Annotated in this window: 22 protein-coding genes; 9 read left to right on the top strand and 13 right to left on the bottom strand. The window is 60.8% G+C overall.

Annotation, left to right across the window (positions count from 1 at the left end; genetic code table 11):
- The first annotated feature begins 15 nt into the window (after positions 1–15).
- The 5 genes from IMX18_RS11415 to IMX18_RS11395 all read left to right on the top strand — a co-directional run bounded on the left by IMX18_RS11415 (position 16) and on the right by IMX18_RS11395 (position 5,171).
- A complete protein-coding gene (locus IMX18_RS11415; protein ID WP_061302300.1) occupies positions 16–732 on the top strand; it encodes a hypothetical protein in 717 nt (238 codons plus the stop codon).
- 91 nt (positions 733–823) lie between these two features.
- Positions 824–2,311: a flavin monoamine oxidase family protein gene (locus tag IMX18_RS11410; protein WP_061302299.1), complete on the top strand. Its 1,488-nt coding sequence runs from the start codon at positions 824–826 to the stop codon at positions 2,309–2,311.
- 9 nt (positions 2,312–2,320) lie between these two features.
- Positions 2,321–2,974, top strand: a complete 654-nt coding sequence (locus IMX18_RS11405; RefSeq protein ID WP_061302298.1) for a c-type cytochrome — start codon at positions 2,321–2,323, stop codon at positions 2,972–2,974.
- A 33-nt stretch (positions 2,975–3,007) separates the two neighbouring features.
- Positions 3,008–3,658 carry a hypothetical protein gene (locus tag IMX18_RS11400; protein WP_217190410.1) on the top strand — a complete coding sequence of 217 codons (651 nt, stop codon included), beginning with the start codon at positions 3,008–3,010 and terminating at the stop codon, positions 3,656–3,658.
- An 88-nt stretch (positions 3,659–3,746) separates the two neighbouring features.
- Positions 3,747–5,171: a coniferyl aldehyde dehydrogenase gene (locus IMX18_RS11395; protein ID WP_217190408.1), complete on the top strand. Its 1,425-nt coding sequence runs from the start codon at positions 3,747–3,749 to the stop codon at positions 5,169–5,171.
- Between the two features lie 327 nt (positions 5,172–5,498).
- Here the strand turns inward: IMX18_RS11395 and IMX18_RS11390 are convergent, their stop codons facing one another.
- The 6 genes from IMX18_RS11390 to IMX18_RS11365 all read right to left on the bottom strand — a co-directional run bounded on the left by IMX18_RS11390 (position 5,499) and on the right by IMX18_RS11365 (position 13,765).
- A complete protein-coding gene (locus tag IMX18_RS11390; protein ID WP_061302296.1) occupies positions 5,499–7,079 on the bottom strand; it encodes a GMC family oxidoreductase in 1,581 nt (526 codons plus the stop codon).
- Positions 7,080–7,134: 55 nt separating this feature from the next.
- The gene (locus tag IMX18_RS11385; protein ID WP_225903933.1) at positions 7,135–8,094 is read right to left on the bottom strand and encodes an alpha/beta hydrolase; all 960 of its coding nucleotides are present in this window, start codon (positions 8,092–8,094) and stop codon (positions 7,135–7,137) included.
- Complete coding sequence (locus tag IMX18_RS11380) at positions 8,091–9,722, bottom strand: 3-(methylthio)propionyl-CoA ligase (protein ID WP_281069129.1); 1,632 nt, start codon at positions 9,720–9,722, stop codon at positions 8,091–8,093. Before IMX18_RS11380 ends, IMX18_RS11385 begins: the two co-directional genes overlap by 4 nt.
- Before the next feature lie 76 nt (positions 9,723–9,798).
- A complete protein-coding gene (locus tag IMX18_RS11375; RefSeq protein WP_217190403.1) occupies positions 9,799–11,298 on the bottom strand; it encodes a flavin-containing monooxygenase in 1,500 nt (499 codons plus the stop codon).
- Positions 11,299–11,624: 326 nt separating this feature from the next.
- Complete coding sequence (locus IMX18_RS11370) at positions 11,625–12,293, bottom strand: c-type cytochrome (RefSeq protein WP_325169209.1); 669 nt, start codon at positions 12,291–12,293, stop codon at positions 11,625–11,627.
- Entirely contained in the window at positions 12,290–13,765 is a 1,476-nt protein-coding gene (locus IMX18_RS11365) for a flavin monoamine oxidase family protein (protein WP_217190402.1), read from the bottom strand. Before IMX18_RS11365 ends, IMX18_RS11370 begins: the two co-directional genes overlap by 4 nt.
- A gap of 197 nt (positions 13,766–13,962) precedes the next feature.
- Here IMX18_RS11365 and IMX18_RS11360 point away from each other — a divergent pair, with 197 nt between their 5' ends.
- On the top strand, positions 13,963–14,235 hold the full coding sequence (locus IMX18_RS11360; protein ID WP_217190401.1) for a hypothetical protein: 273 nt from the start codon (positions 13,963–13,965) through the stop codon (positions 14,233–14,235).
- An 85-nt stretch (positions 14,236–14,320) separates the two neighbouring features.
- Here IMX18_RS11360 and IMX18_RS11355 read toward each other — a convergent pair whose 3' ends face one another.
- From IMX18_RS11355 to IMX18_RS11330, 6 genes are all read right to left on the bottom strand, one after another.
- Positions 14,321–14,923 (bottom strand): TetR/AcrR family transcriptional regulator, encoded by a 603-nt coding sequence (locus tag IMX18_RS11355; RefSeq protein WP_143110123.1) that lies wholly within the window; start codon positions 14,921–14,923, stop codon positions 14,321–14,323.
- Positions 14,924–15,174: 251 nt separating this feature from the next.
- The gene (locus IMX18_RS11350) at positions 15,175–15,591 is read right to left on the bottom strand and encodes a RidA family protein (protein ID WP_217190400.1); all 417 of its coding nucleotides are present in this window, start codon (positions 15,589–15,591) and stop codon (positions 15,175–15,177) included.
- 12 nt (positions 15,592–15,603) lie between these two features.
- Entirely contained in the window at positions 15,604–16,437 is an 834-nt protein-coding gene (locus tag IMX18_RS11345) for a phytanoyl-CoA dioxygenase family protein (protein ID WP_061302288.1), read from the bottom strand.
- Positions 16,438–16,543: 106 nt separating this feature from the next.
- On the bottom strand, positions 16,544–16,843 hold the full coding sequence (locus IMX18_RS11340) for a c-type cytochrome (RefSeq protein WP_061302287.1): 300 nt from the start codon (positions 16,841–16,843) through the stop codon (positions 16,544–16,546).
- Positions 16,844–16,953: 110 nt separating this feature from the next.
- Positions 16,954–17,454, bottom strand: a complete 501-nt coding sequence (locus IMX18_RS11335) for a hypothetical protein (RefSeq protein ID WP_061302286.1) — start codon at positions 17,452–17,454, stop codon at positions 16,954–16,956.
- Positions 17,455–17,730: 276 nt separating this feature from the next.
- On the bottom strand, positions 17,731–19,167 hold the full coding sequence (locus IMX18_RS11330) for a TolC family outer membrane protein (RefSeq protein ID WP_217190399.1): 1,437 nt from the start codon (positions 19,165–19,167) through the stop codon (positions 17,731–17,733).
- Positions 19,168–19,591: 424 nt separating this feature from the next.
- On the opposite strand from IMX18_RS11330, the gene IMX18_RS11325 reads away from it, so the two are divergent.
- Complete coding sequence (locus IMX18_RS11325; RefSeq protein ID WP_225903932.1) at positions 19,592–20,683, top strand: efflux RND transporter periplasmic adaptor subunit; 1,092 nt, start codon at positions 19,592–19,594, stop codon at positions 20,681–20,683.
- The gene (locus IMX18_RS11320; protein ID WP_217190396.1) at positions 20,680–23,796 is read left to right on the top strand and encodes an efflux RND transporter permease subunit; all 3,117 of its coding nucleotides are present in this window, start codon (positions 20,680–20,682) and stop codon (positions 23,794–23,796) included. Before IMX18_RS11325 ends, IMX18_RS11320 begins: the two co-directional genes overlap by 4 nt.
- A 127-nt stretch (positions 23,797–23,923) precedes the next feature.
- Here IMX18_RS11320 and IMX18_RS11315 read toward each other — a convergent pair whose 3' ends face one another.
- Positions 23,924–24,139 carry a YodC family protein gene (locus IMX18_RS11315; RefSeq protein ID WP_061302283.1) on the bottom strand — a complete coding sequence of 72 codons (216 nt, stop codon included), beginning with the start codon at positions 24,137–24,139 and terminating at the stop codon, positions 23,924–23,926.
- 219 nt (positions 24,140–24,358) lie between these two features.
- On the opposite strand from IMX18_RS11315, the gene IMX18_RS11310 reads away from it, so the two are divergent.
- Entirely contained in the window at positions 24,359–25,501 is a 1,143-nt protein-coding gene (locus IMX18_RS11310) for a MexC family multidrug efflux RND transporter periplasmic adaptor subunit (RefSeq protein WP_217190467.1), read from the top strand.
- The last annotated feature ends 6 nt before the right edge of the window (positions 25,502–25,507 follow it).

Here is a 25,507-nt window from a genome sequence, read left to right as displayed (position 1 = left end):
CACCCCGGAGATGCAATGAACAATTATTCGAATGAGGCCATGCGTTTCACGGCATGGGCTTCGATCATCGGCGGACTGTTCGCCTACCTCAATGTCGGTTTCATGCTCATGGTCACTCAGGGTGACATGGCCGTGACGTTGCAGGGAACGACCATGCTGACCCTTCCGGCTGAAGTCAGGCAGTACTTCAGGCTGTCGATGTTCGCCGACATCCTGGGTTTCTACCTGCCAGTGCTGGCTGTGGGGGCTTATTTCTGGCGCGAGTTTCGCGATGAGGCAGGTGCGCTCGGGGACATGGCCCTGTTGTCCATCGTCACCTATGTGGTGCTTGGCGTAACCGGTGCGGGCCTGCAGCTTTCGGTGCTCAACCCACTGGCGCAATTGCACCTGACGGGCAGCGAGGCCGTGCGAGCTGGCGCCGAGGCAGCATGGACGACCATTGCAGTGGGTAGCCAGCGCGGGCTCTGGTGGTGCGAAGGCCCTGTTGTCCTGTTCTGGGGCATCGTCGTGGGGCGCCATTTGAAGAATGCCGGTTGGGGCAGCTCGATCCTGCTGCCGCTGAAGGTGGTGGGCTGGTGCTTCGGGCTGTACTTCGTTTCCGGCTTCTTTGCTGCCCTTGATCCGCTGACCAATGCCCTGCTGGTGCTCGTGGTACTGATCTTCCCGTTCTGGCTGGTGTTGTTCGGGTTGCAGTTGCGACGCCGGGCACTGCGCCTGCCGCTGGGCGCCTGAACATTTTAACGCTTCATCCCTTGCTTGCTGGACCTGAAGCGCCACGCAGTGGCGCAGCACAATCGAACAACAATAGCGTGAGGCTCCCTTTATGGCTGAAAAGCCTACCTCCAATTCATTGGATCTCAAGCGCCGGCAGTTGCTGAAGTTCGCTGGCGCTACCGCGGCCGTTGGCGGCCTCGGCCTGCATGTCGGCCTGGCCAGCGCCGCTGAACCTGTGGCGGCTGCGCATGGCGACGATGCGGGCATCCTGGATGTCGCCATCATCGGCGCCGGCATGGCCGGGCTCACGGCGGCCCGCGATCTGCTGAACGCCGGGTGCCGCTCATTCCAGGTGCTGGAAGCCCGTGAGCGGGTCGGCGGTCGGGTGCTCAATTACGACCTGGGCTCGGGCTACATCTCCGAGGTCGGTGGGCAGTGGATCGGGCCCGGCCAGACGGCCGTCGCCGACCTTGCCCGTGAGCTTCAAGTGGACACGTTCCCCACCTACTACCAGGGGAAGACTGTGGTTCTTGGGGGGGAAGGGCGACTGGAGATCGACTTGCAAGGCACCTTTGGCACCGATGAACGTATCGGCGCCAAGCTCAGCGAGCTCTCCAGGTTGGTACCGTCCGGTAAACCATGGGCTTCTTCCAAGGTCAGCGAGTTGGACAAGCTCTCGGCGGGTGATTGGCTGGCGCAACAAGATATCAAGCCTGAGGACAGGTCTGGCTGGGATACCAGCTTCATGCTCACCTGTGGCGTCGCGCCGGCCAAAATGAGCCTGCTGCACTTCCTGTCGATGATCAATTCGGCAAGCTGCGACTACATGAAGCTGGACTCGATCAAGGACAGCGCCCAGGGCACCCGCTTCGTTGGTGGCTCGCAGATACTGTGCACGCGCATGGCCGAGCAGTTGGGCGACCGGCTGCGCCTGGCCTGCCCGGTGCGCGCGATCAGCGAGTGGGACCGCGACGTCGTCACGCTGCACACTGACCAAGGGTTGATACGCGCCCGGCGGGTCATCGTCGCGATCCATCCGGCGCTGTGCAACCAGGTACGCTTCGAGCCCGCGCTGCCGGAAGGGCGCGCGGCGCTGCAGCGTGCCTGGCCGGCACACAGCCCTGCGCGCAAGACAGCGATGGTCTACAAGCGGCCGTTCTGGCGCGAGAAGGGCCTGAACGGCCACACCATGCAGGTCAAGGGGCCACTGCTATGGGCTTGGGACAACTCCCCACCCAACGGCGAAATCGGCGTGATCAACGCCTTCGTCGTCAATGCCATGCTGCCCTCCGACCACCAGGCCGCGCAGCAGGTGCTGACGGAAATCTACGCCCGCTCATTGGGTGAGGAAGCCTTGCAGCCAGTCGCCTACCACGATCATGACTGGGGACTGACAGATCCCTGGAGCCTCACCTGCGTGTCGGCGATTCCGCCAGGTTTCTGGAGCGAGCATGGCGAATCGTTGCGTCCGCCGTGCGGCAACCTCATCTGGTCGGGTACTGAAACTGCCGATATATGGGCCGGGTATATGGATGGCGCCGTGCGTTCAGGTCATCAAAGTGCACTGCAGGCGCTTGCCTCGCTACGTCGGGCATAGGGGACAGCGATGAAAAAGAAATTGTTGTGGGGTACGGCAGTGTTGCTGGTCGCCCTGCTGGCATTGTTCGGCCGTGACATGCTGGGCTTCTACCACCTCGTTACCTACATCGACAGCACTACCCAGGCCTATGAAGCGGACGGGCCCTGGCCCCAGACGGCCGATGCCTGCTACGGCTGCCATGGGATGCGCGGAAGCTCGCAGCACCAGCGTTACCCCAGCCTGGCAGGGCAGCCTGCCGATTACCTCAAGGCGCAGTTGCACGGCTTTGCCAATGGCACCCGTCATTTCCCGAACATGCAGCCACTGGCGATCAGCCTGGGTGACGCTGAAATCGACAAGCTGGCCAACTACTACGCTCGCCAGACGCCCATGGATAACCACACGTTCCAGCCTGATCCTGGCCTGCGCCAGCAAGGTGAGAAACTGGTCAAGGCGGGTGCCTGTGCTGCCTGCCATGGCGAGAAGCTGATGGGCCAAGGCGCATTCCCGCGTCTGGCTGGCCAAGGTGCCGACTACCTGCTGGTACAGCTGGACGCCTTTGCCCAAGGCAGCCGGGTCGATCCAACCGGTTCGATGAAGGCGGTTACCCAGACCCTCTCGGCACAAGACCGCAAGGCGCTGGCGCATTACCTTGCCGCCTTGGCGGCCACCCCGAAGTAAAGCCTTCATACCTACAAGAAAGAGACCTGAGCTATGGAAACCAAAGATGTTCTTGCGTTGCTCACTTGCGTCCTCCTGGTGGTTTCCGGGAGCACCTACGGCATCAAATTCCTGCGCAGAGCCAACTTCCTGCTGGGCCTGGAATGGTTGATCGTGGCATTTTCCGGCACCAACTTCCTGATCTACCTGCTGACCCAGTCGCAATTCTCCTACGGTATTTCGTATTTCTGCGATGCGTTTTCCCGCGGCTTTGGCATCCCGATCGTCACGGTGCTTGGCCTGATGGCCGTCACCCATGGCTTCCGGCCTTCGGCGGGCAAGGACGCTTTGATTTTCGCTATCACTTTTGCCTGCACGTTCGTGATGATCAAGGCTGATTTTATGATCAAGCCGCTTCCCTACTTCTACGTCATCATGTGGGCTGGCTACACGGTCTACCTGGCGTACTTCATCAGCCGCCTGGCGATGGTCGGCGAGTACCTGCACGCCTTCGGAGTCACGGTGGCGGCGATGCTGGGGCTACTGGTGGCCTGCATCTATGACTTCTACCCAATACCCGGGGACGACACGAAGGCCGTATTCATGTCGATAGCGCTGGCCAGCTGGTCTTTCATGATGATCCAGCTGTACTACGCGTACTTCGCCCTGGTGCGGGCAAAGCATCAAGCGGTGCCAGCGCGCTGACACACCTTGGTTTCCATGCTGGGGCCGCCCGCGCGGCCGCAGTTTGCAGTCGCAGCGATCCAAGAGATCCACCAGGAGTACTTACACAATGTCGATCGAGCAAGTCGCGCCGGAAGTCGAGCGGATGCGTGAAGTTTTCGCGCTTCAGCGCCACGCATTCGCCGAGGAACGCTACCCGTCCTATCAGACCCGGCGGGCCAACCTGCTGGCGCTCAAGGCGCTGGTGCTGGAGAACGCCGAGCGGATCGCCGCCGCCATATCCAAAGATTTCGGCCACCGCTCGGAGCACGAGACCAAGATGCTCGATATCTTCGGCCTGGTCAGCGAAATCAACCATGCGGTCCGCTGCCTGAAACGCTGGATGAAACCGCGCAAGCGCGGTGTCGGGATCTGGTTCAAGCCCGCGCGCGCTGCGGTGCTGGCCCAGCCGCTCGGGGTTATCGGGATTGCTGCGCCGTGGAACTACCCGCTTTACTTGACGTTGGGTCCGCTATGCGGCGCCCTGGCTGCCGGTAACCGGGCCATGATCAAAGTGGCCAGCGACTCCAGCCACTATGGTCGCTTGCTCGCCGAGTTGCTGGGCAAGCGGTTCGACCAGGACCTGGTGGCGGTGATACAGCCAGGTGCAGGTATCAACGACGGTTTCTCGCGGCTGCCCTTCGATCACCTGATCTTCACCGGCTCACCGGCGGTCGGCCGGCAGATCATGCGCAATTGCAGCGAAAATCTTACCCCGGTAACGCTGGAACTCGGCGGCAAGTCGCCTACCATCGTCGCCCCGGGTTACTCGTTGAGACAGGCCGCCGAGACCGTTCTTTGGGGCAAATGCCTGAATGCCGGGCAGACCTGCGTCGCGCCTGACTACCTGTTCCTGCCTGCCGGCAGCGAGGAAGAATTCCTCGCGCATGCCAGGGCGGCGGTGGCTCGAAATTACCCGCAACCGTTGGCTGACAACCCCGACTACAGCTGCATGATCAATGCGCGCCAGTTGGCACGTGTCGAAGCGCTGCTGACGGACGCCCGGGACAAAGGCGCGCGCGTGGTGGCGCTGGCGGATGTGGATGGCGCGCGTCGGGCGGGCAAGCTGACACCGCACCTGGTATTCGATGTGCGCGACGACATGCTGATCATGCAGGAGGAGATCTTCGGGCCCGTGTTGCCGGTACTGGCTTATCGCAAGCTCGAGGACGCAATCGGCTACATCAACGCCCATGAACGGCCCTTGGCGCTCTACCTGTTCGACGAAGACGCCGGCCGGGTCGAGACGGTGCTGCGCCAGACATTGTCCGGAGGTGTTTCGGTCAACAGCGTGATGCTGCATGTGCTGCAGGAAAACCTGCCGTTCGGTGGCGTGGGCAATTCAGGGCTCGGGCACTATCACGCCGAGGAAGGGTTCCAGACGTTCAGCAAGATGCGGCCGGTGTTCTACCAGGCGAAGTTCAATGGCAGTTTCCTGCTCAAACCGCCCTATGGGCGCCTGACCCAAGCCCTGATGCGCCTGATGTTGCGTTGAAAAGCGTTTGCTGGGTAGGGCTGACGAGGCTACATCGAGTTGACGCTACGATCGTCATGCCCTTTTTAGCGCCCTTCGGGGCGCTTTTTTTATGTTGATGTGAAAGGTCGGAAACCGCCAAGCCCTTCGAGCAGCGCCATCTGTGGCAGCGGGCGCGCCCTCGAAGCAGGCAGTGCAGTGCATGGCACCGACTTTGACGGTGTTCGCGGGCTTGCCCGCACAGTTCAGATGGCGTGCAGGCTTGGGGGCGGGAGGAGGGGAGATCGGGTAGGTGGAAACCGCCCATGCCTGGCATGGTGCAGGGCGGTTTAAGTCCGGGCGAGGGTGTCAGCCGTGGGCAATCCACTCAGCGGCGCGTTCGGCGATCATGATCGCGGCCGCGTTGGTATTGCCTCCGACCAGTGTCGGCATGATCGAGGCATCGACGACGCGCAGCCCCTCGATACCATGAACACGCAACTGGCTATCCACCACGGCCATCTCGTCCTGCCCCATCTTGCAGGTGCCGATTGGGTGGTAGATGGTGTCGGTGCGTTTGCGCAGCAGCTCGATCAACTGTTCATCATTGTGCAGGCCGGCGCTGTACATATCCCTGAGTCCGAAGCTGGCCATGGGCGTCTGGGCAATGATGTCACGGGTGATGCGGTAGCCTTTGAGCAGTGTTGCGACATCGTCGTCGTGGGCAAGGAAGTTGGGGTCGATACGCGGCGCCTTGCGCGGGTCTGGCGAGGCCAGGCCGACACTGCCGATGCTCTTGGGGCGAAGCACGCACACGTGGCAACTGAAGCCATGGCCCCAGTGCAGTTTGCGATTATGGTCATCCACCGTGCCAATCACCGAATGCAACTGGATATCCGGGCGCTCCAGCCCTGGATCGGTCTTGAGAAACGCGCCGGCCTCGGCGCAGTTGCTCGCAACCGGGCCATTGCGATGACGAGCGTAGTCGAACATGGCCTTGCCCATCTTCACGCCACCGCTCAGGGAAAAGCCCAGCAGCGAAGTGTCGTTGCTCTTGTAGCACAGCACCACGTCGGCGTGGTCCTGCAGGTTCTGGCCAACGCCCGGGAGCTCATGGCGCGGGGCGATGCCCTGGGGCTCGAGTTCGGCTGCCGAACCAATGCCGGAGAGCATCAGCAAGTGCGGGCTGCCAAAGGCGCCTGCTGACAGTATGACCTCCTTGCGCGCCCTCAGGTGCACGCGCGAGCCCTTGATCAGCGCCTGTACCCCGGTCGCCTGCTTGCCCAGCAGGACGATACTTTCGACATGGGTATGAGTGAGCACGGTAAGGTTGCTGCGATGGCGGACCGGCTTGAGGAATGCCGTCGCGGTGCTCCAGCGGCGGCCGTCGCGAATCGTCACATCGTAGTAGCCAGCGCCTTCCTGAGTGGCGCCGTTGAAGTCGGGGTTATAGCTGTGCCCGGCACGCAGCGCGGACTCCACGAAGGCTTCGCTGGCAGCGTGGCGATTGGCCGGGCTGACGTAGAGCTCGCCGTCGCCTCCGTGATACTCGCTACTGCCGCCGTGGTGCATTTCGCTCTTGCGAAAGTACGGCAGAACATCGTCGAAGCCCCAGCCTTCGTTGCCCAGCGCCTGCCAGTCATTGAAGTCGTCCTGATGGCCGCGGATGTAGATCATACCGTTGATCGAGCTGCTGCCTCCGAGCACCTTGCCTCGGGGCTGGTAGCCTACCCGCCCGCCCAGACCAGGCTGAGGGGTGGTCTTGAATGCCCAGTTGACGTGGCGCGTTGGCAGGATGGCAGCCAGGCCCAAGGGAGTATGGATAAGTGGTGATCGATCCTCCGGCCCTGCCTCGAGCAGGCAGACGGTGACACTGGGATCGGCACTGAGGCGATTGGCAAGGACACAGCCGGCAGAGCCGGCACCCACGATCAGATAATCGAATTCCATGTTGTTGTTCTCGGGGGAATCATTGGGAGGTCTGGGCAGGACAGGAACAGGTTCGCTAGCCATCCCAGTTCGTGTGGTCGTTGACGAAGTCCAGGATATGGCGCTGTGCCTGGAGGGCTTGCGGAAGCGCCGCAATCATCTGGAACACGTGCGGCATCTGTTGCCAGATTTCCAGGCGAACCGGCACTCCGGCCGCCGCCGCGCTGGCCGCCGCGCGGACCGAGTCGTCCAGCAGCATTTCGGTGCTGCCTACTTGCAATAACAGTGGTGGCAAGCCGGCGAAGGAGCCGAACAAGGGCGACACTTCAGGCGACGCGTGTTTTTCGGCCGATGCGTAGAAACCGCGGATAGCGATCGCGAAAGGCAGGGTGAAGATCGGGTCGTGACGGGCATTGCCCAGCGCGCTCGCACCACTGAGGGTGAAATCGAGGAACGGTGACAACAGCACTGCGCAGCTTGGCAGTTGTGCTCCCTCGTCCCTGAGCCGCTGCATCAGCGCCAGCGCAAGGTTGCCGCCGGCGGAGTCGCCAGCGATCACGATGTGTTCGGGCCTGGTCCCCTGTTCGAGCAGCCATCGGTAGGTGGCATGAGCCTGATCAAGCGCCGTGGGGAAGGGGCACTCGGGCGCGAGGCTGTAGTCCACCATCAGCGCCCTGGCCTTGAGCGGTCTGCACCAGTTCGCCACCATTGCGGCATAAATCTGCGGGGTGTAGGCGACGAACGCACCACCGTGGATGTACAGCAGCACGCGCTCCTGCCTGCAACTGGCCGGCGACAGCCAATGTGCAGGGGTACCGTTGCACGAGACTCTCGTCCGAAGCACGTCCGTTGGTAGCGCTTGGCCTTGGCGATCCAGCTGCGCGAACTGCTTGCGCAGGCGCTGGATATCGATACCCATGCCGTGGCGGGACTTGACCGACAGGCGCAATAGCAGGTTGAGCAGCCTGCGCTTCCAGCGACCTTCGCTCGGGTCGATGAAACGGGTATCGGCCCGGCTTCTCGCAGGGGCGTTCATGACGCCACCTCGCGCGCTGGTGAGCCCGGCCATTGGTAGTCACGCAACGCCTGGCGCAACTGGATCTTGCTGACCTTGCCGGTGGCAGTGTGCGGCAGTGCCTCGACGAACACCACGTCGTCAGGGATGCAGAAGCGTGCCACTTTGCCGGTATAGAGCGCGAGGATCGCCTCACGGGTCGGCGCCTCTCCAGGCTTGGCGACAACTACCAGCAGCGGGCGTTCGTCCCATTTCGGATGGGCGATGCCCAGCGCGGCAGCTTCAGCGACGGCAGGGTGGCCCATGGCGATGTTCTCCAGCTCGATTGAACTGATCCACTCACCGCCCGACTTGATCACATCCTTGGCCCGGTCGGTGATCTGCATGAACCCGTCCTGGTCGAGACTGGCGACGTCGCCGGTCGGGAACCAGCCGTTCACCAGCGGCGTTTCATCACTGCGGTAGTAGCGATCGACCACCCAATGGCCACGTACAACCAGGGCTCCCGAGGTCTTGCCGTCACGCACTACCTCGTTGCCATCATCGTCAACGGTTTTCAGCTCGATGCCGAACAGTGGTCGACCTTGCTTGATGCTGATGGCAAAGCGCGCTTCTTCGTCCAGGGGCAGGTGCGACGCTTTCAAGGTATTGACGGTGCCCGTCGGTGACATTTCGGTCATGCCCCAGGCGTGCTGGATCCGGATACCGAACTCCTGTTCGAAGCTGCGCATCAGTGCAGGCGGACAGGCGGCACCACCGACCACCAGACGCTGCAGGCTGGGCAGGCGCTTTCCGGTCTGCTGCATGTACTGCTGAAGGCTCAGCCACACGGTGGGCACGCCGGCCGAGAAGGTGACACCTTCCTGTTCGAACAGCTTGAAGACGCTCTGACCATCAAGGCCGGCACCGGGCAGCACTAGCTTGGCGCCCACCAAGGCCGCGGAGTACGGCAGCCCCCAGGCATTGACATGGAACATTGGCACGATCGGTGCCACGACCTCGCGGGCCGACAGCGAGAGCGAGTCGGGCAGGGCACTGGACAGCGCGTGCAGCAGCGTGGCGCGATGGGAGTAGAGCACGCCCTTGGGGTTGCCGGTGGTTCCGGAGGTGTAGCACAGCGCCGCCGCCGCATGCTCATCGAGGGTCGGCCAGACGAACGTCGCGGGCTCGGCAGCCAGCAGCTCCTCGTAGCACAGCAGGCGGGTCTCGCCCGCAGTCGGCATCTGCGCAGCATCCGACAAGGCGATCCAGTGCTTCACGCTCGGGCACTGCGCCGCGATGTCGGCGACCAGCGGAGCGAAGCTCTCGTCAAAGCAGACCACCTCGTCTTCGGCATGCCCGATGATCCACGCGACCTGCTCCGGGAACAGTCGCGGGTTGATGGTGTGGGTGATCGCCCCCATGCCCGAAATCGCATAGTAGAGCTCGAAATGACGGTAGCCATTCCAGGCCAGGGTACCCACCCGGTCGCCAGGTTTGACGCCCAGGCGGGTCAGGGCGTTGGCGGCTTGCCTGGCACGCTGGTGAGCGTCGGCATAGGTGTAGCGGTGCAGGGCGCCGTCAGGGAGGCAGGAAACGATTTCCGTATCGCCGTGATACCGCTGCGCATGCTCCAGCAGTGAAGGAATGGTCAGCGGGAGCGTCATCATTTGACCTAGCATGATATTCAGCCTTTTACCTTTCTTGTTTTTCACGCACTGGCGGCGAGGCCGTGGGCGTCGTGGTTCAACCGGTGACCTTGGCGGGCCGCGGGGTGAGTGCTTGTTGCTGGGCGCGCTGGAACTCCAGGTGGTGGTCTTCGATCGGGTCCTTGAGCAACATCTTCTTGTCGCGCCCGTAGTGCATGAATACGAACCAGGGGTGCGACCGGCCCTGACGCGGCAGGAAGTGCTGGTCACGCTGGATGTAGCCGGACTTCATCGAATTCAGGATCCCGTCGCTCAACGCGTTGTTGGCGTTGTCGTAAGGCGTCACGACATCCAGGTTGCGTTGTTCCATGTAGCGGAACAGGCGGCACAGGTAAGTGGCGGCCAGGCCGACCTTCAGCGTCCACGAAACGTTGGTGTAGCCGAAGATCCAGGCCATGTTCGGCAGGTTTTCCAGCAGCACACCCTTGTAGGTCATCTGCTCGCCGATCGGGTACGGCGTGCCGTCGACCGAGACGGTCATGCCGCCGAGCAACTGCAAACGCAGCCCGGTGGCAGTGATGATGATGTCGGCAGGCAGCTCCTTGCCCGACTTGAGTCGAATGCCATGCTCGGTGAAACGCTCGATATGGTCCGTTTCCACCGACGCCTGGCCGTTGCGAATGGACTTGAACAGGTCGCCGTCGGGTACGGCGCACAGGCGCTCGTCCCAAGGCATGTAAGTCGGGGTGAAGTGGCGCATGTCGGCATTCGGGCCTACCTGGCGGCGCACGTGTGCCAGGATGATCCTGCGCATCAGGCGTGGCCATTGCCGGCAGGCAATGTAAACGGCGCGGTACAGCATGATGTTGCGTTTGCGTGCCAGGCCGAGCGCCCAGCTTGCGGGCATGATGCGGGAGAGCACGCCCGTGAGCTTATCGGTCGAAGGCAACGAGTAGATGTACGAGGGGGAGCGTTGCAGCATCGTGATATGGCGGGTCTTGTCGGCCATCGCCGGAATCAGCGTGGCAGCGGTTGCGCCGCTGCCAATGACCACGACATTCTTGTCGCGATAGTCCAGGTCCTCGGGCCAATGCTGGGGATGGATCCGCACACCTTTGAAGTCGTTCTCCCCTGGAAAGGCGGGCAGAAAACCCTCGTCATGGTTGTAGTAGCCGGTGCAGCAGAGCAGGAATCGGCAGGTGTAATGCCGGATATCCCCGCTGGCTTCGTGCAGCACCGTCAATTGCCACAGGCGCTGCTGGCTGCACCAGTTCGCACTGAGGGTCCTGAGGCCGTAATGGATCTTGTCGGCAAGGCCGTACTGCTTTGCCGTGTCCTGGATGTAGCGCCGGATCGAGGCTCCGTCAGCCAGCACCTTGGGGCTGTCCCACAGGCGGAACTTGTAGCCGTAACTCAGCATGTCCGAGTCGGAGCGGATGCCTGGATAGCGGAACAAGTCCCAGGTTCCGCCCATGCATTCACGCCGTTCCAGAATGGCGAGATTGCGGTTGGGAAACTCGTCCATCAGATGGCACGCCGTGCCGATGCCGGACAGGCCTGCACCGATGATCAAGGTATCGAAATGAAGGTTGCTCATGGAGTCTCCGCGCCTTCGGAATTTGACCGGGTCATTGATTGAAAGGTGGGTATCAGCGCGCACGCGATCACGCGGTAGTCGTTCGGCAGCCGCGAGACGGCAGTGCTGAGGCCCGGAGGAGGGTGGCCGGCAGCGGGTGGGGCAATGGAGTCGTGCATACGATGCGCTCCGTTGATTGTTGTTGTTTGACTGCACTGTAATCCGCTCTCGACTTTAACGCAACGACTGTTATGTTTAAGTTCGAAACGTTTTTTTCCCGCCGCACCAAGCTCGCGTGATAGCGCCGTGGAACAGGGGCGGAGGCTGAGCATCCGCCCTTTGACAGGTCAGCGGCTGGCGGCGGCAAGGCCTGCGAGGTAGTGCGCCAGCGCTTGTGCCTCGGCTGGCGAAAGTAGACCGGCAGTCGCGTTCATGGCCCCACTCGGGTCTGTCCGCGTGCCCTGCTTGAACGCCAGGAGCTGGCTGAGCAGATAAGCTTGTCCCTGCCCGGCGAGGCGCGGCCCAGCTGCCCCGCCCATGAAATCGCTGCCATGACAGGCGCTACAGCCACGCGCTGCGGCGCTCGCCTGGCCCTCGGCCGACAACCGCTCATCCGCCGCCGGGGTGTCTGTGCGCAGCGGCGCCTGCCGGGCAAAATACTGCGCCAGCGACGCGATCTGGTCGTCGGTCAATGTTGCGGCCAGTGGCTCCATTTGCGCACTTTGCCGTTTGCCCTCGGCAAATTCCTTGAGTTGTGTCTGGAGGTAGCTGGCCTGCTGCCCGGCGAGGGATGGGTACTGCTCGTTCTGTGACTGCCCGGAGGCACCATGGCATGCGTTGCAGGTATCCTGGGGTTGCGGCCAGGTTCCGACATCGGCGTCGTAGCGGGCGTAATGGCTGTCCAGTGCACTCATGAATCGATAGCCTGCTAGCATTTGCGGGCCGGCAATGACTGCCGCCAGCACAAGCCCGGTAACGCCGATCGCAACACCTATCAGCAAAGCGCGTTTCATCATGCGTTCCTCCGATTGGCAACCAGCGCCTGCAACGCTTCCAGGGCAGCTCGGTGGCCGGAGCGCACTGCGCCATCCATGCTGCTGGCCCAGATGTCAGCGGTTTCGGTGCCCGACCAGATCAGTCGACCGACGGCAGGTTTCAGGTAGCGGCCCCAACGGGTGAGAAAACCGGGAGGGATGGCGCCGACGCAGGTCAAGGTCCAGGGGTCGACCTTGGCCCAGTCGTGATCGTGGTACTGCCTGAACTGCAAGGCTTCATCACCCAATGCCTGGGCAAAAATGCCGGCCAGCGTCTGGCTCGCCCGTTCGGCTTCATGTGTTAGCTGGGCGCTGCGCACGAACGCCGAAAGGATGCCGACGCTGCCATCGGCGGGCGAGTTGTCGCAGGAAAAGATCAGGGGGCCATCGGCCTGGCTGATCTGCCCATTGAGCCCTTTGTCTCGCCAGAATGGCCGGTCGTAGACATGCACCGTCTTGCGCATCGGTGCATGGGCAGGCCACAGCCGTTGCAGTTGCGCGCGCCCCTCGGGCAAAGCCGGCTCGAAGACAATCTGGTGGCACAGTGCGGGATGCAGTGCAACGATCACCTGGCGGGCGCGGACCAGCCCCTGGTCTGTGTAGATTTCGACGATGTCCCTGTCCCAGTTGGCGATCTTGCGTACCGGGCTGGACAGCCTCATGCGGTCGCCCAACGCCTCTGCCATGCGCGTGCTCAATACATGGGAACCGCCCACGAAGCGGGTCTCCTGGGCGCCGCCATGGAAGCCCTCCAGCTTTTCCATGCTGCAGTCGGCCGAGTTGATAAGTGAGAGGTAGTGGAGCAGGGCCAGGCTGGCTGGCGGAGTACCGGTGGTCAGGCCTATTGAGGTGTCAAAGCTGAAACGGCTGGCATTGTCGATGCCTTGACTCGTCAGCCATTGGGCTACCGACAGCTTGTCGATTTCGGCCGCATCGGCTGCGGTCCACGGCTCCTTGCTCGGAACCTTCCGCGATAGTTGGTTGAGCTTCGCAGTGACAGGGTTGCCATGGGCGGCGCTGAGATCTTCCTCGTATCGGGCGTCGCCCGCCAGATAGACATTGCGACCCTGGTAATAGCTCGGGAAGGTCTCTACTTCCAGTTCGCGTGCCAAGTCGAAGATGGCCGTCTGTCCGGGGCCTGCCCATTGCCCTCCGGCCTCCGCGATCACACCGCCGCCGAGCTGATGGTTGACGGTTCGTCCCCCTACTCGATCCCGAGCCTCCAGTACGGCGAAGGAGGTGCAGCCAGCGCGATGCAGATCTCTGGCTGCGGTGAGGCCGGCAAGCCCGGCGCCGATGACAACCACGTCCAGTACATCTGACGGGGCTGCCTCTACCGTCTGGGCCAGCGCTCGCCCGGCGAGCCCCGTACCACCTGCCAACGCCACGCCAGCGAGCGCCTGCAGAAGCAGACGCCGGCGGCATGCCGGCGAAGACGTGTCTTCAGTGTTCATTTTTTTGCCTCGGCACGCTATTGTTGTATTTAAATAACCGTAGTTATGTAAAATAGCGCAGCGCGATCGTCGTGCAAAGAGGGAGCGAGCGTCCAGTCATCGTTTCAGCCCCGAAAATCGGGCGTCGATCCCTACGCGACCTATATTAAATAGTCGGCGTTATCCAAATTTGCTGCACACAACCCGAGGAGCTACCCATGAACATGTTGAAAGTGATAGCCGTTGCATCGATCATCAGCGCGCCAGTGGTCTATGCCGCGGACAAGACCGAAGCCGACAACTGTACTGCCAAGATCGACCAGCTCGACGCTATCGAGCGTTCCGAGGGCGCCGGCCAACACGGTGGAGTGGCCACGGATATTCGAAAACTGATTGCGCAGGCCAAGGAAGCTCGGGAAAAGGGCGATGGGAAAGGGTGCCTGGCCGCAGCCAACAGGGCACTGAGCGTGTATAAGAACGCGTCCAAGTAGGAGGCTTCACCGCCCAAAGGCGGGGCGAGATTAGCCAGGGCCGGACGAATTCCCGTCCGGCCTACGCCTTATGGTTCTGCTTCGATCAGGCTTTGCGCGAGCGCCTGTGCTTGGCAGGGGGCGCTATCAGCGTGATGAGCGCATCGAGCAGGGTATTCCCGCGCTCGGCGCTGAAGCGCTCGGGCTCGATCGGCATCATCATCAGCCAGCCGTCGCAGATGGTGCTGATCTGGTCAGCCAGTACATCCGGCGGTAGGTCGTCGCGGACTTTGCCTTGGCGCTGCTCTTCCTCGATCACCACGGTAAACACCTGGCGGAATCTGGCATAGCGCTGCTTGATGACATGTGCGAACGCCGGCTCGTGCCGTGCATGGGTCAGCAATTGCAACCAGGAAAGCCAGAGCGTCGACTCGCCATCGTTGACCCACTCCATCCACTGTCGGAGTAACGCGGGAATGTTCATCTCCGCCTGATTCGCTGCCAACATCGTGTCGACCTGGTCGAACAGGCTCTGGGCGACCTCAGTGATCATCTCTTCCTTGTTGGCGAAGTAATAGGTCACCGCGCCTGTGGTGCAGCCTGCGTGTTTTGCGACATTGCGCATCGAAGCCCCGGCGTAGCCATCCCGCGCGATCACGGTAATGGCCGCCTCCAGCAATTCTGCACGCTTGGCGTCGCGGTCGCCCACGGGCCGTCCCCGGCGTGTTGAACTGCGAGGTGCACTCGTACCGGCGGAAGTGGTGGCTGTTCTGGAAGGTGACTTGGAATCAGGCATGGGGTCTCAGGATTTCAGGACGAAAACGTTTCTGGATCAGGTGGCTGGCTTCCACGGTTGGCTCAGCATAGAGAAATCGAGCGTGGATTACACCTGCCTGAAGACAGGAATGATTCTCCACGCCGATTGAAGCGGCAGCCGGGCCTTTGCCAATCACCGCCGAGTCAGGCGCTACCGCTTCCTGCTACAGCTACCGCGCGAATCTCCACTACCAGCTCTGGCAGGGCTAGCTCTGTGATACCGACCGCAGTCCAGGAAGGATACTGTGAGGGGAAGTATTCATCCTTGATACTGGCGAATACTGGCATGTCAGCCCGTAGCCGGGTGTGAAAAGTGGTCAGTTCGACCACATCCTCCAGGCCTGCACCAGCCGCTTGCAGCACCTTGGCCAGCGACTGGAATGCCAGGTGTATCTGGGCTGCCACGTCGCTTTCAGGTTTCATTTCGCTGTCGATGCCGACCTGCCCCGATACCCAGATGAGGTCGCCAACGCGGGTTGCCTGGGAATAGTGAAACTGATCGTAGAACAGCTGGGTTGGCGGTGGATTGATCGCTAGCCGTTTCAAGGGGGTGGTATTCATGGTGCCTCCTGTTCAGACAACCTGGCGGAAGGTGGGATGGCGAAACGCGGCACCGGCCGTGAGCTGCTTGAGCTCTTCGGTGAACAGCACGCCTTGCGGTGGGTATCCCGCTTTGCTTTCCTTCGGTAGCGGCTTGAAGGTGGCGTCGTCACCGAAGAAGCGGAAAACGAAGGTGTGGCGGCTGGGGAAGTCGCTGTCGACTGGAGCGCCGCCGTGCAAGGACGCCGGATGCAGCAGGATCACGTCACCGGGTTCGGTGGCCCACGACAGCACATCGTAAGCGTGTGGGTTCAGTTTGCGCTCGGCTTCGATGTCGGGCAGGCGGGGAAGGGCGCCGTTGTCGTGCAGCGGTTGCGTCGGATCATCAGGGTCGGCGAACGTGGTGCCATCGTAGCGTGGCCCACGATGCGAACCACGGATGATCTCCAGGGCGTTGCGTTGCGGGATGGATTCGAAGCTGATCCAGGCATTGCCCCAATGCTCGCCGGCCCAGGGCAGGTAGGAGGTGTCCTGGTGCCAGAGGGTCCGGGAGCCTTGCCCGCCGGCTTTCAGGAAGACCTCTTCAGCAAAATACCAGACATTCCGCGAACCCCAGATCCGGGCAAAGAGGTTGCCCAGCGGCAGGGTTTCGACAAGCGCTTCGAGGCGCTGTTTGGCCACCGGGTTGGCATTGTCGACATGCGACTGCTGCGTAGTGCCAGCGAACATTCGGGTTGCATGGGGGCCATGGTTTTCCACGGCCCAGTCATACGCTTCACGACAGCGCGCCAGTTGCTCCTGGTTCAGAAGCCCCTTGACCAACACGGCGCCATCTTCATGAAAAGCCCTGCTTATCGAGTCTTGCATGAGCGTCCTCCCGGACCGTTTTTTTGTAGGTATCCAGGAGGCTAGCAAGCAGTCACATATATGACAACAACAGTTATGTGAATATGTGTTTCTGAGAACAATCAGCTCAAGGCTTGGACATCCAGTCGATCACCGCTGCATAGTCCTCTGCTGTGCAGTCCATGCACAAGCCGCGGGCAGGCATGGCGTTGAAACCTTCCGTGACATGCTTGACCAGCACATCCTTGCCTTGAGCGAGCCGCGGCTTCCAGGCTTCGGCGTCACCTTTTTTCGGCGCCATCGGTAGCTGGCCGTTATGGCACATCTGGCAACTGCGATTGAACACGCTCTCTGGGGGTTGTGCCGCATGGGCCAGGGAGGTGAGTGACACACAGACGGAAAATATCGATACCAAGGCGCTTTTCATGGTCATGCTCTCAAGATGTTGTTTTTAGATAAGGGATATTGTTATAGCGCTCGCGCCTGGCTTGCGAAGTTGCTACGCATCTCGTCCAGGACGGGCATCACTATGCTGACCTACTCCGCTAATGGAGTTTTCCGGCTGATATCAAGTTCGAGTAGCGCATCCAGCTGTGTTTCAATCTGCAGGAAACGCATGGCGCGTTTAGGGGAAACAGCACTAGCGATGCGCCGTGTGTACTTCTCACGGAGTTCTATGTGGTCTTCCTGGAGGGTGTAAATCCGATCGAGCAACTCTGTGGCCAGCTCATCGGTCACATAGCCTTTGTTATAGGCCTGGCCGTAGTCGATCATGGTTTCCAGGATGTTCTTGTTGATTTTCAGGGCCTCTGCCCGGTAGGTGTTATAGATCGGCCAGAATTTTTCGTTTTCCTGACCCTCCAGGCCCATGTTGTTTTTAACCACGATTTTGCGTTTGTAGTCGGCATCATCCAGGTTGTTCTGTATCTGTGCCTGGTTCTGTCGCATGACGTCCTTGCCGGAGGGAAGCTCGTGCTCGGCAGCCAACAATGGCAGGCTGCAAAATGCAAGTAGCATAGCGGTGGTTCTTAAAAGCATTTCTATTCCTTGGCAATTGCCCGGGGAGGGCGGCGCATTATTTGAACAGTGCTGTCGTCAGCGTCTGATCGATTTTTCGCGAAGTAAGTCCTGGGAAAACAGCTGTACTGGCTTTCGGTAGTTTCGTGAGGGGCGAAGTCCTTCGTGATTACCTTTTCCAAGTGAGCCCCTCACGTGTAGCGAGATACCTAGAAATGGACTTTAATGGCTTAAATGAGCCAATAAAGACTCATTAGAGTCGAATTTATCACTGCCCCGATACGCAAGCAAGACGCCTCAGCGGCTGCGCTCGAGATTCTTCTTCGCAGCTGCCGCCAAGTCCGGCGGCAGGAAGTCCTTGTCCGGGTTGTAGTCCGGCTTCAGGTATCGCTTGAGGTCCTGCAGGTCCTGCGGGCTCAAGGTGCCGGCCGCCTGCTTCAGGCTCAGGTTGTCGAGGATGTAGTCATAGCGGCTGTTGTTGTAGTCGCGCACCGAGGTGTACAGCTGACGCTGGGCATCGAGCACGTCGACGATGTTGCGGGTACCCACCTGATAGCCGATCTCGGTGGCTTCCAGCGCGCTCTGGTTGGAGATGATCGACTGCTTGCGCGCCTGCACCTGTTCCACGTCGGTGTTCACTGCGCGGTGCAGGTTGCGGGTGTTCTCCACCACCTGGCGGCGCAGGCTTTCGCGCTGCTGCTCGCTCTGGCTCAGGCGCTGGTAGGCCTCGCGCACCTGCGAGCTGGTCAGGCCGCCGCTGTAGATAGGAATGTTCAACTGCAGGCCGATGCTGGTCTGCTCCACGTCGCCACCGTAGTGCACGTTTGGCTGGGCGGCCGAGTTGGTGAAGCCAAGATTGTCGTTGTCCCCTTTCTGGTACTTGGCAACCGCATCCAGCGTCGGCGCATGGCCGGCCTTGCGCTGGCGCAGGGTTTCCTCGGCAGCGGTGACCGCGTGGTTGGTGGCCAGCAGGTTGAGGTTCTGGCGCCCGGCGGTTTCAACCCAGGCCATGGCGTCGTTGGGCGTTGGCACCTGTACCGGTAGGGTATGCACCACGCCCTGGATCGAGGAGTACTCGCGGTTGGTCAGGGTAACCAGTGCCTCGAAGGCATCCTGTACCTGGCGCTCGGCAATGATCCGGTTGGCCCGTGCCGTGTCATAGCTAGCTTGGGATTGCAGTACGTCGGTCTTGTCGGAAAGGCCGACGTCGAACCGTTCGTTGGACTGGTCCAGCTGGCGCTTGAAGGCAGCTTCCTCAGCCTTGGTCGCGGCCAGGTTGTCCTGGGCGCGGAGCACGGCGAAGTAGTTTTGCGCGGTTTGCAGGATCAGGTTCTGCTCGGTCGCCGACAGCTCCAGTGCCGCCTGTTCGTTGACCGCCTCGGCCGCCTGCAACTGGAACCAGCGGTCAGCGCGAAAGATCGGTTGCGCCAGGGTCGCGCTCCAGGTATTGCCGCTGCGGTTGCTGGTGGCCGACGGCTCGTCGAACTTGGTGCGGGTGTTCTGCATCTCGGCACCGGCCGAAAGATTGGGCAGCAACCCGGCACGGGCCTGCGGCACCACTTCGCGGCGGGCGCCGTAATCGGCGCGGGCTGCAGCCAGGTCAGCATTATTGTCGACCGCTTCCTGGTAGACGCTGACCAGGTCGGTCTTCACTGTTTGGGGCACGTCAGCTGCCCAGACCACTCCGTTGGACGCACAAGACACGGCTATCGCCAGTGAGAGTTTGCGCAGCATGGTGGCAATCCTTCAGTACTGATTTGTGGATACGTATTCAGCTTGGCTTGTCCCGCTCTGGCAGCCGCTTTGTTGAACTGCCTGAAGTCCTAGCACAGGGCGCACAGGCGCTTGCCCTCTATGCACGTGGATAGGCTGCACTTACAATAACGAGTGATATGCTAATGCTTGGGTCGTGCTGAGGCAACGGTTGAACAGCGGTAATTGCCTTGCGTTCAGTCACGGCCTTTGGATTGTGTACCTCGCCCATGCTGTGACAGCTCCTGCTGAGCCTGGACAAGGAGGTAGTGACGAGCAGAACGCTGTTTTGCTTTGCGCTTGTGGCAAGCCCCCTGCAGGAGCAGGGAATGTATCGAGAAACCGGCTGCGAGTGCGCCCTGGGGCACCAGCCGTGCGGAACCATTTCATGAAGAGGGCATTTGACATGACGCTGCTCAAGTCGGTACTGGCATGCGGTTTATTGGGCAGTCTGGGCCTTGCGCTTGTCGGGTGTCGTGAGGAGGTTCGTTCAGAGGAACCGCTACGCGCCGTTCGGACCCAGATCGTAAAGGCCGCCACCATCGGTGAGGAGGTTGCCCAGACGGGAGAGGTACAAGCTCAGGTCGTGACCGATCTCGGCTTTCGCATCGGCGGGCGCGTAGCCACTCGAACCGCGGAAGTCGGAATGAGCGTTGCCAAGGGGCAGGTTCTGGCGACGCTCGAACCTAATGATGTGCAAAATGAACTGCGGGCCGCGGAAGCCGAATTGACAAGTGCCGAAGCGACCGAGCAGCTTGCCAGGTCTCAGTTGAGCCAACAACGCACGCTGTTTGACAAACAGTTCGTCGCGCGTGTACGTGTTGAAGAGGCCGAGGCAAACTGGCGAGCCGCGAACGCAAGACTGAATGTTGCGAAAACCAGATTGTTTACGACACGCGACAAGCTTTCCTACACGGAGCTGCGTGCGCCAAACGCAGCCATCGTCAGCGCTGTCGCTGTGAACGCAGGACAAGTCGTCGATGCGGGGCAATTGGCGATCAAGCTGTCCTCGACAAACGACCGCGTTGCAGTCTTCAACGTGTCCGAGCAGCTTTACACATCGGTTCCGTCCGATGTGAAAGTGGAAGTGGCACTCGTATCTGACCCGTCGATCAAAGTCATCGGCTCAATTCGCGATGCAAGCCCTACTGCTGATGTGGCAACACGTACTTACCGGGTTCGTGTTGCTTTACCGGATGCGCCTCCTGTTATGACGCTTGGGGCTACCGTGACCGGGCGCCTTGTTTTGAGTGGCAAGCCTCTGGTCATCCTGCCAGCCTCTGCATTGACCAGTGACGGTGGTACGCCTGCTGTATATGTCGTCCAGCCCACCACGCATGAACTTGTGCGCAAACCAGTCGTAGTTGCGCGCTACACGGCTGGCCAGACGATCATCGAATCCGGGCTAACGGAAGGTGAGGCGGTCGTAACCGCTGGGGTGAGCAAACTCAGACTTGGGCAAAAAGTCTCGTATGACGCAGAGCAGGTGACGAAATGAGATCGAAGCCAAAACTCGATAAAGAGCAGTCAGGCTTCAACCTCTCGGCGTGGTCGATCGGTCAAAAGCCTCTAATGTTTTTCCTGATGCTCATTACGCTCGTGGGCGGAATGAGCAGCTATGAAAACCTGAGCCGAAACGAAGATCCTGCATTCACCATCAAAACCATGGTGGTGGCTGCGCGCTGGCCAGGCGCGAACATTGAAGACACGACGAACCTGCTGACTGATCGGCTGGAAAAGAAGCTGGAAGAGATACCCTATCTCGACCGACTCGATAGCTACACGCGTCCCGGCGAAACCGTCATCATGGTCAACCTGCGTGATGATGCTCCGTCGCGGATCGTACCTGACGCGTGGTACCAGGTTCGCAAGAAAATGGCAGATATCGGCGCAACGCTTCCGGCGGGTGTTCAAGGGCCATTTTTTGACGACGAGTTTGGCGATACCTATGGCCAGATTTTCGGCTTTACCGGCGAAGGCTTTTCCGATCGGGAGCTGCGTGACTACCTTGAGGGAGTGCGTGCGGAGCTACTGCGCCTTCCCAGCATTGGCAAGGTGCAACTGCTCGGTGTGCAAGAGGAGCAGATCGTCGTGGAGTTTTCGCCTGCCAGGCTTGCGGCTTTTGGCTTGGACGAAGAGGCGATCCTGCACGCGCTGAAGGCGCAAAACGCTGTCATTCCTTCCGGAACGGTACGGTTGCCTGATGACAAGATCGCTCTGCGAGTGAGCGGAGGGTTTGCCTCCGAGGAAAGTTTGCGCAGTTTGACGTTGCGAGCTGACAACCGGTTTGTGCCACTGACCGAGCTTGTCGATATCCGGAGAATCCCGGCCGACCCGCCAGCGCCATTGTTCCGGGTGAACGGCGAAAAAGCGCTCGGCCTTGCCGTTTCGATGGCCGCAGGCGGCAATCTCCTGGAGTTTGGAGAGGCGGTGCGGGCCCGTATGAATGAGGTCGGAGCGACCCTTCCCTACGGTATCGAAATGGCGCTGGTAGCCGACCAGTCTACTGTCGTGAAGCAGGCGGTTAGCGGGTTTTTGACGGTGTTGGCTGAGGCAGTTGCGATCGTCCTGGCAGTGTCGTTTCTGTCACTCGGTGTGCGTGCCGGCCTGGTTGTGAGTATTTCGATCCCGTTCGTGTTGGCGCTGACGTTCATCGGGATGGAGATCATGGGTATCGGTCTTCAGCGAATCTCTTTGGGCGCGTTGATTATTGCGTTGGGGCTGCTTGTCGATGACGCGATGATCACCGTCGAGGCCATGGTCGGGAAACTGGAAGAAGGCTGGAACCTGTCGCGGGCGGCGAGCTTTGCCTACGAGTCAACAGCGTTTCCAATGTTGACGGGCACGCTCGTCATGATTGCCGGATTCATTCCAGTTGGCTTCGCGGCTTCAAGTGCCGGCGAATACTGCTACTCGATGTTCATGGTGGTATTGATTTCATTATCAGCATCCTGGGTGGTAGCGGTTCTGTTTTCACCCTTGCTTGGCACCCTGATTCTACCTAAGGCTCTGCCGCACCATGAGCATGGCGGAGGTAAACTCATGGGCGCCTACCGGCGGACCTTGGGCTGGGTTCTGCAGCATCGCGCAATAACGCTCGGCGCTGCAGTCACGGCTTTTGTCGCCTCCCTCGGCGCTGCATCTTATCTTGAGCAGCAGTTCTTTCCGCCCTCGGACAGGCCAGAGCTGCTGGTAAGCCTGACGCTGCCGCAAAATGCTTCCCTGGATGCGACGGAGCGCGAAGCGGCAAAGCTCGAGAAGTTGCTTAAAGCTGACCCTGCTGTCGAGCGTTTTTCAACCTATATCGGCTCTGGGGCTATCCGTTTCTATCTGCCCATGGAAGTTTTGCTGCAGAACGAGAACATCACTCAAACTGTCGTGATCGCCAAAGGGGTCAAAGAACGGGATGCCCTGCAGGCACGCCTGGCTGAGAGTTTCAAAACAGAGTTTTCCGGCCTCATCGCGCGCGCGACTCCGCTTGAGTTGGGCCCGCCGGTGGGCTGGCCGTTGAAGTACCGTGTCACCGGCCCGGATCAGGCCACGGTCCGTGATTTGGCGTCGCGCCTGGCCAACATTTTATCTGCCAACTCCGACACCCGTGAGGTCCACCTTCTATCAGGCGAGCCGCAAAGAAGTGTCCTGGTCAAGGTTGACCAGACCCAGGCACGAGCATTGGGCCTGTCTTCAGAGGACGTTGCCAGTGCCTTGGCGACGATTTTCTCTGGTTCTGCGGTGACCAGTGTGCGTGACAAGGACCGTCTTGTGGACGTGATCGTACGGGCGCAAAGCGGTGAACGGACCGACCTTGCGACCCTTGCGAACCTGCAGATACGTACACCTCAAGGCCATACCATTCCCTTGAGCCAGATTGCTGTCCTCAGCTATGGCGTCGAAGACCCGATCATCTGGAGAAGGCAGCGTCTTCCTTTGATCACTGTTCAAGGGGATGTTCGCGAAGGGCTCGAGGCTGCAACAGTTGTGCAGGCACTGGCGCCAGCGGTAGCGGATTTTGCTGCGCTGCTACCCAAGGGCTACAACATCGCGACAGGCGGAGCAGTCGAGGAGGCTGCCAAAGGCAGTGCGTCACTGGCTGCTGTTCTGCCTATTACGGCGTTGGTGATGTGCGTGCTGTTGATGGTGCAGTTGCGTAGTTTCTCGCGGATGTTCCTGGCGCTGGCGATGGCGCCGTTCGGCTTGATCGGTGTGGTCATGGCGATGTTGCCGACCGGGACACCTATGGGGTTCGTCGCACAGCTTGGTGTAATTGCACTTGTCGGTATGATCGTCCGCAATGCCGTTATCCTGATCGAAGAAGTGGATATCAACATCAGTACCGGCCAGTCGCCGCGTGAGGCTATCACGCATGCCGCCATTCACCGGGCGCGCCCCATTGTGTTGACGGCGTGTGCGGCAATTCTTGGGATGATTCCAATCGCGCCTCAGATTTTCTGGGGGCCCATGGCTTTTTCGGTCATCGGCGGGCTTGCCGTTGCCACGATCATTACGTTGACCGTTCTACCCAGTGCCTTGTCGCTTTTGCTGCAATGGGAACATCGAAATGTTCAACCTCGACACGCGGAACATCCAGAGGTGTCGCAAGAGCACAACTAGGGTCGGCGAAATGGCCATTTGAACGAGCTGGCATCCAGACCCGAAGATACCGGCGCCGATAACATCGATAACCAAGGTTCAACCTTGGTTATCGTTTTCTACGGGCCGTTGCCAGTTCCGCGTCGCTTTATCGCGTGGTGCCACCTGGTGCTTCTTTGGCGGCTTGCAGAACGATGGTGTCAAACCATTTCTCCATGAAGGCGTCATTTTCGAACCACTGACATAGCGCAAATGCCGTTGCGGGAAAGCCGGAGATGGAACGCTGTTGCCTGATGTTCGTGATGGTCATCCGCGGGCCACCGCTTTTGATGGTGACGACATCGCCTCTAAACAGGTTTTTCATCCAATACCTCTGTTGTGTTTGCAGTGCTCTGTAGGCGGCTCGCTGCGCCTTGGAGGAAAGCCGGTGATCAACTCGCGACCAATGCCGAGAGGCGGTGCAACGTGGCACGGCCGCGATCAGATGATGCATGTTCTTTTTTGATTCTAATGAGACATAATTGACTCATTAGTGATTCGAAGATATCATCCGGGTCGTTTTCAATCAAGGCTGTGGTGAATGATGGGCAAGATACATACGATAGGGATGGGTGGGCTGCTAGCTGTTGCGGTGGCGTTGGCCGGTTGCGGAGCGGGTGAGGAGCCACAGGCCGCCTCTGCAGCGGTTATGCCCGTGGAGACCGTGACGGTGACGACCGAACAGTTGGCGCTCGCCTCGACGCTGCCTGGCCGGGTCGAGCCGATGCGCGTAGCCGAGGTGCGTGCCCGTGTGGCCGGTATCGTCTTGCACAAGCGTTTTGAAGAAGGTGCCGATGTCAAGGCCGGCGACGTGCTGTTCCAGATCGACCCTGAGCCATTCAAGGTGGCCCTGGCGCGCGCCGAAGGCGACCTGGCGCGTGCTCAGGCGGTACAGCAAGAGGCTCAGGCGCGGGTCAAGCGCTACGAGCCCCTAGTCAAGATCGAAGCTGTCAGTCAGCAAGATTTCGATAGTGCCACCGCCGAACTGCGCAGTGCCCAGGCCGCTGTGCGTACGGCACAGGCCGACGTGCAGTCCGCACGCCTGAACCTTGGCTACGCCACGGTAACCGCGCCCATTTCCGGCCGCATCGGGCGTGCCCTGACCACCGAAGGTGCGCTGGTCGGGCAGGGCGACGCCACGTTGATGGCACGCATCCAGCAGCTCGATCCGATCTACGTCGACTTCACACAGTCTGCCGCCGATGCCCTGCGTCTGCGTCAGGCGCTCACGGAAGGTGCCCTGACAGGCGGCGAAGATAAGGTCCTGAGCGCCCAGGTCGAAGGCACCGGCTACCAGCGCGAAGGCGCACTGATGTTCACTGATGTCGCGGTTGACCGCGGCACGGGCCAGGTCACCTTGCGCGGGCGCTTCGACAACCGCGACGGAATCCTCCTGCCAGGCATGTATGTGCGTGTGCGCACCCCACAGGGCACCGACCAGCAGGCCATCCTGGTGCCGCAACGGGCGGTGCAGCGTGGCAGCGACGGCATGGCACGGGTGATGGTGGTGGGATCCGACAACCTGGCCGAGGTGCGCAGCGTGCGTACCGGCGTGATGCAAGGCTCGCGCTGGCAAATCAGCGAAGGCCTGCGTGCCGGTGACCAGGTCATTGTCGGCAGCCCGGCCGGATTGGCCCCTGGCATGCCCGTGGCGCCGGCTCAGGCGCAACAGGCCGCGGCGCACTAAGACGAG

Origin of the sequence: Pseudomonas shirazica, from assembly GCF_015168335.1 — a bacterium.
Lineage (GTDB): Bacteria > Pseudomonadota > Gammaproteobacteria > Pseudomonadales > Pseudomonadaceae > Aquipseudomonas > Aquipseudomonas asiatica.
This window is presented reverse-complemented; position numbering and strand designations above follow the sequence as displayed.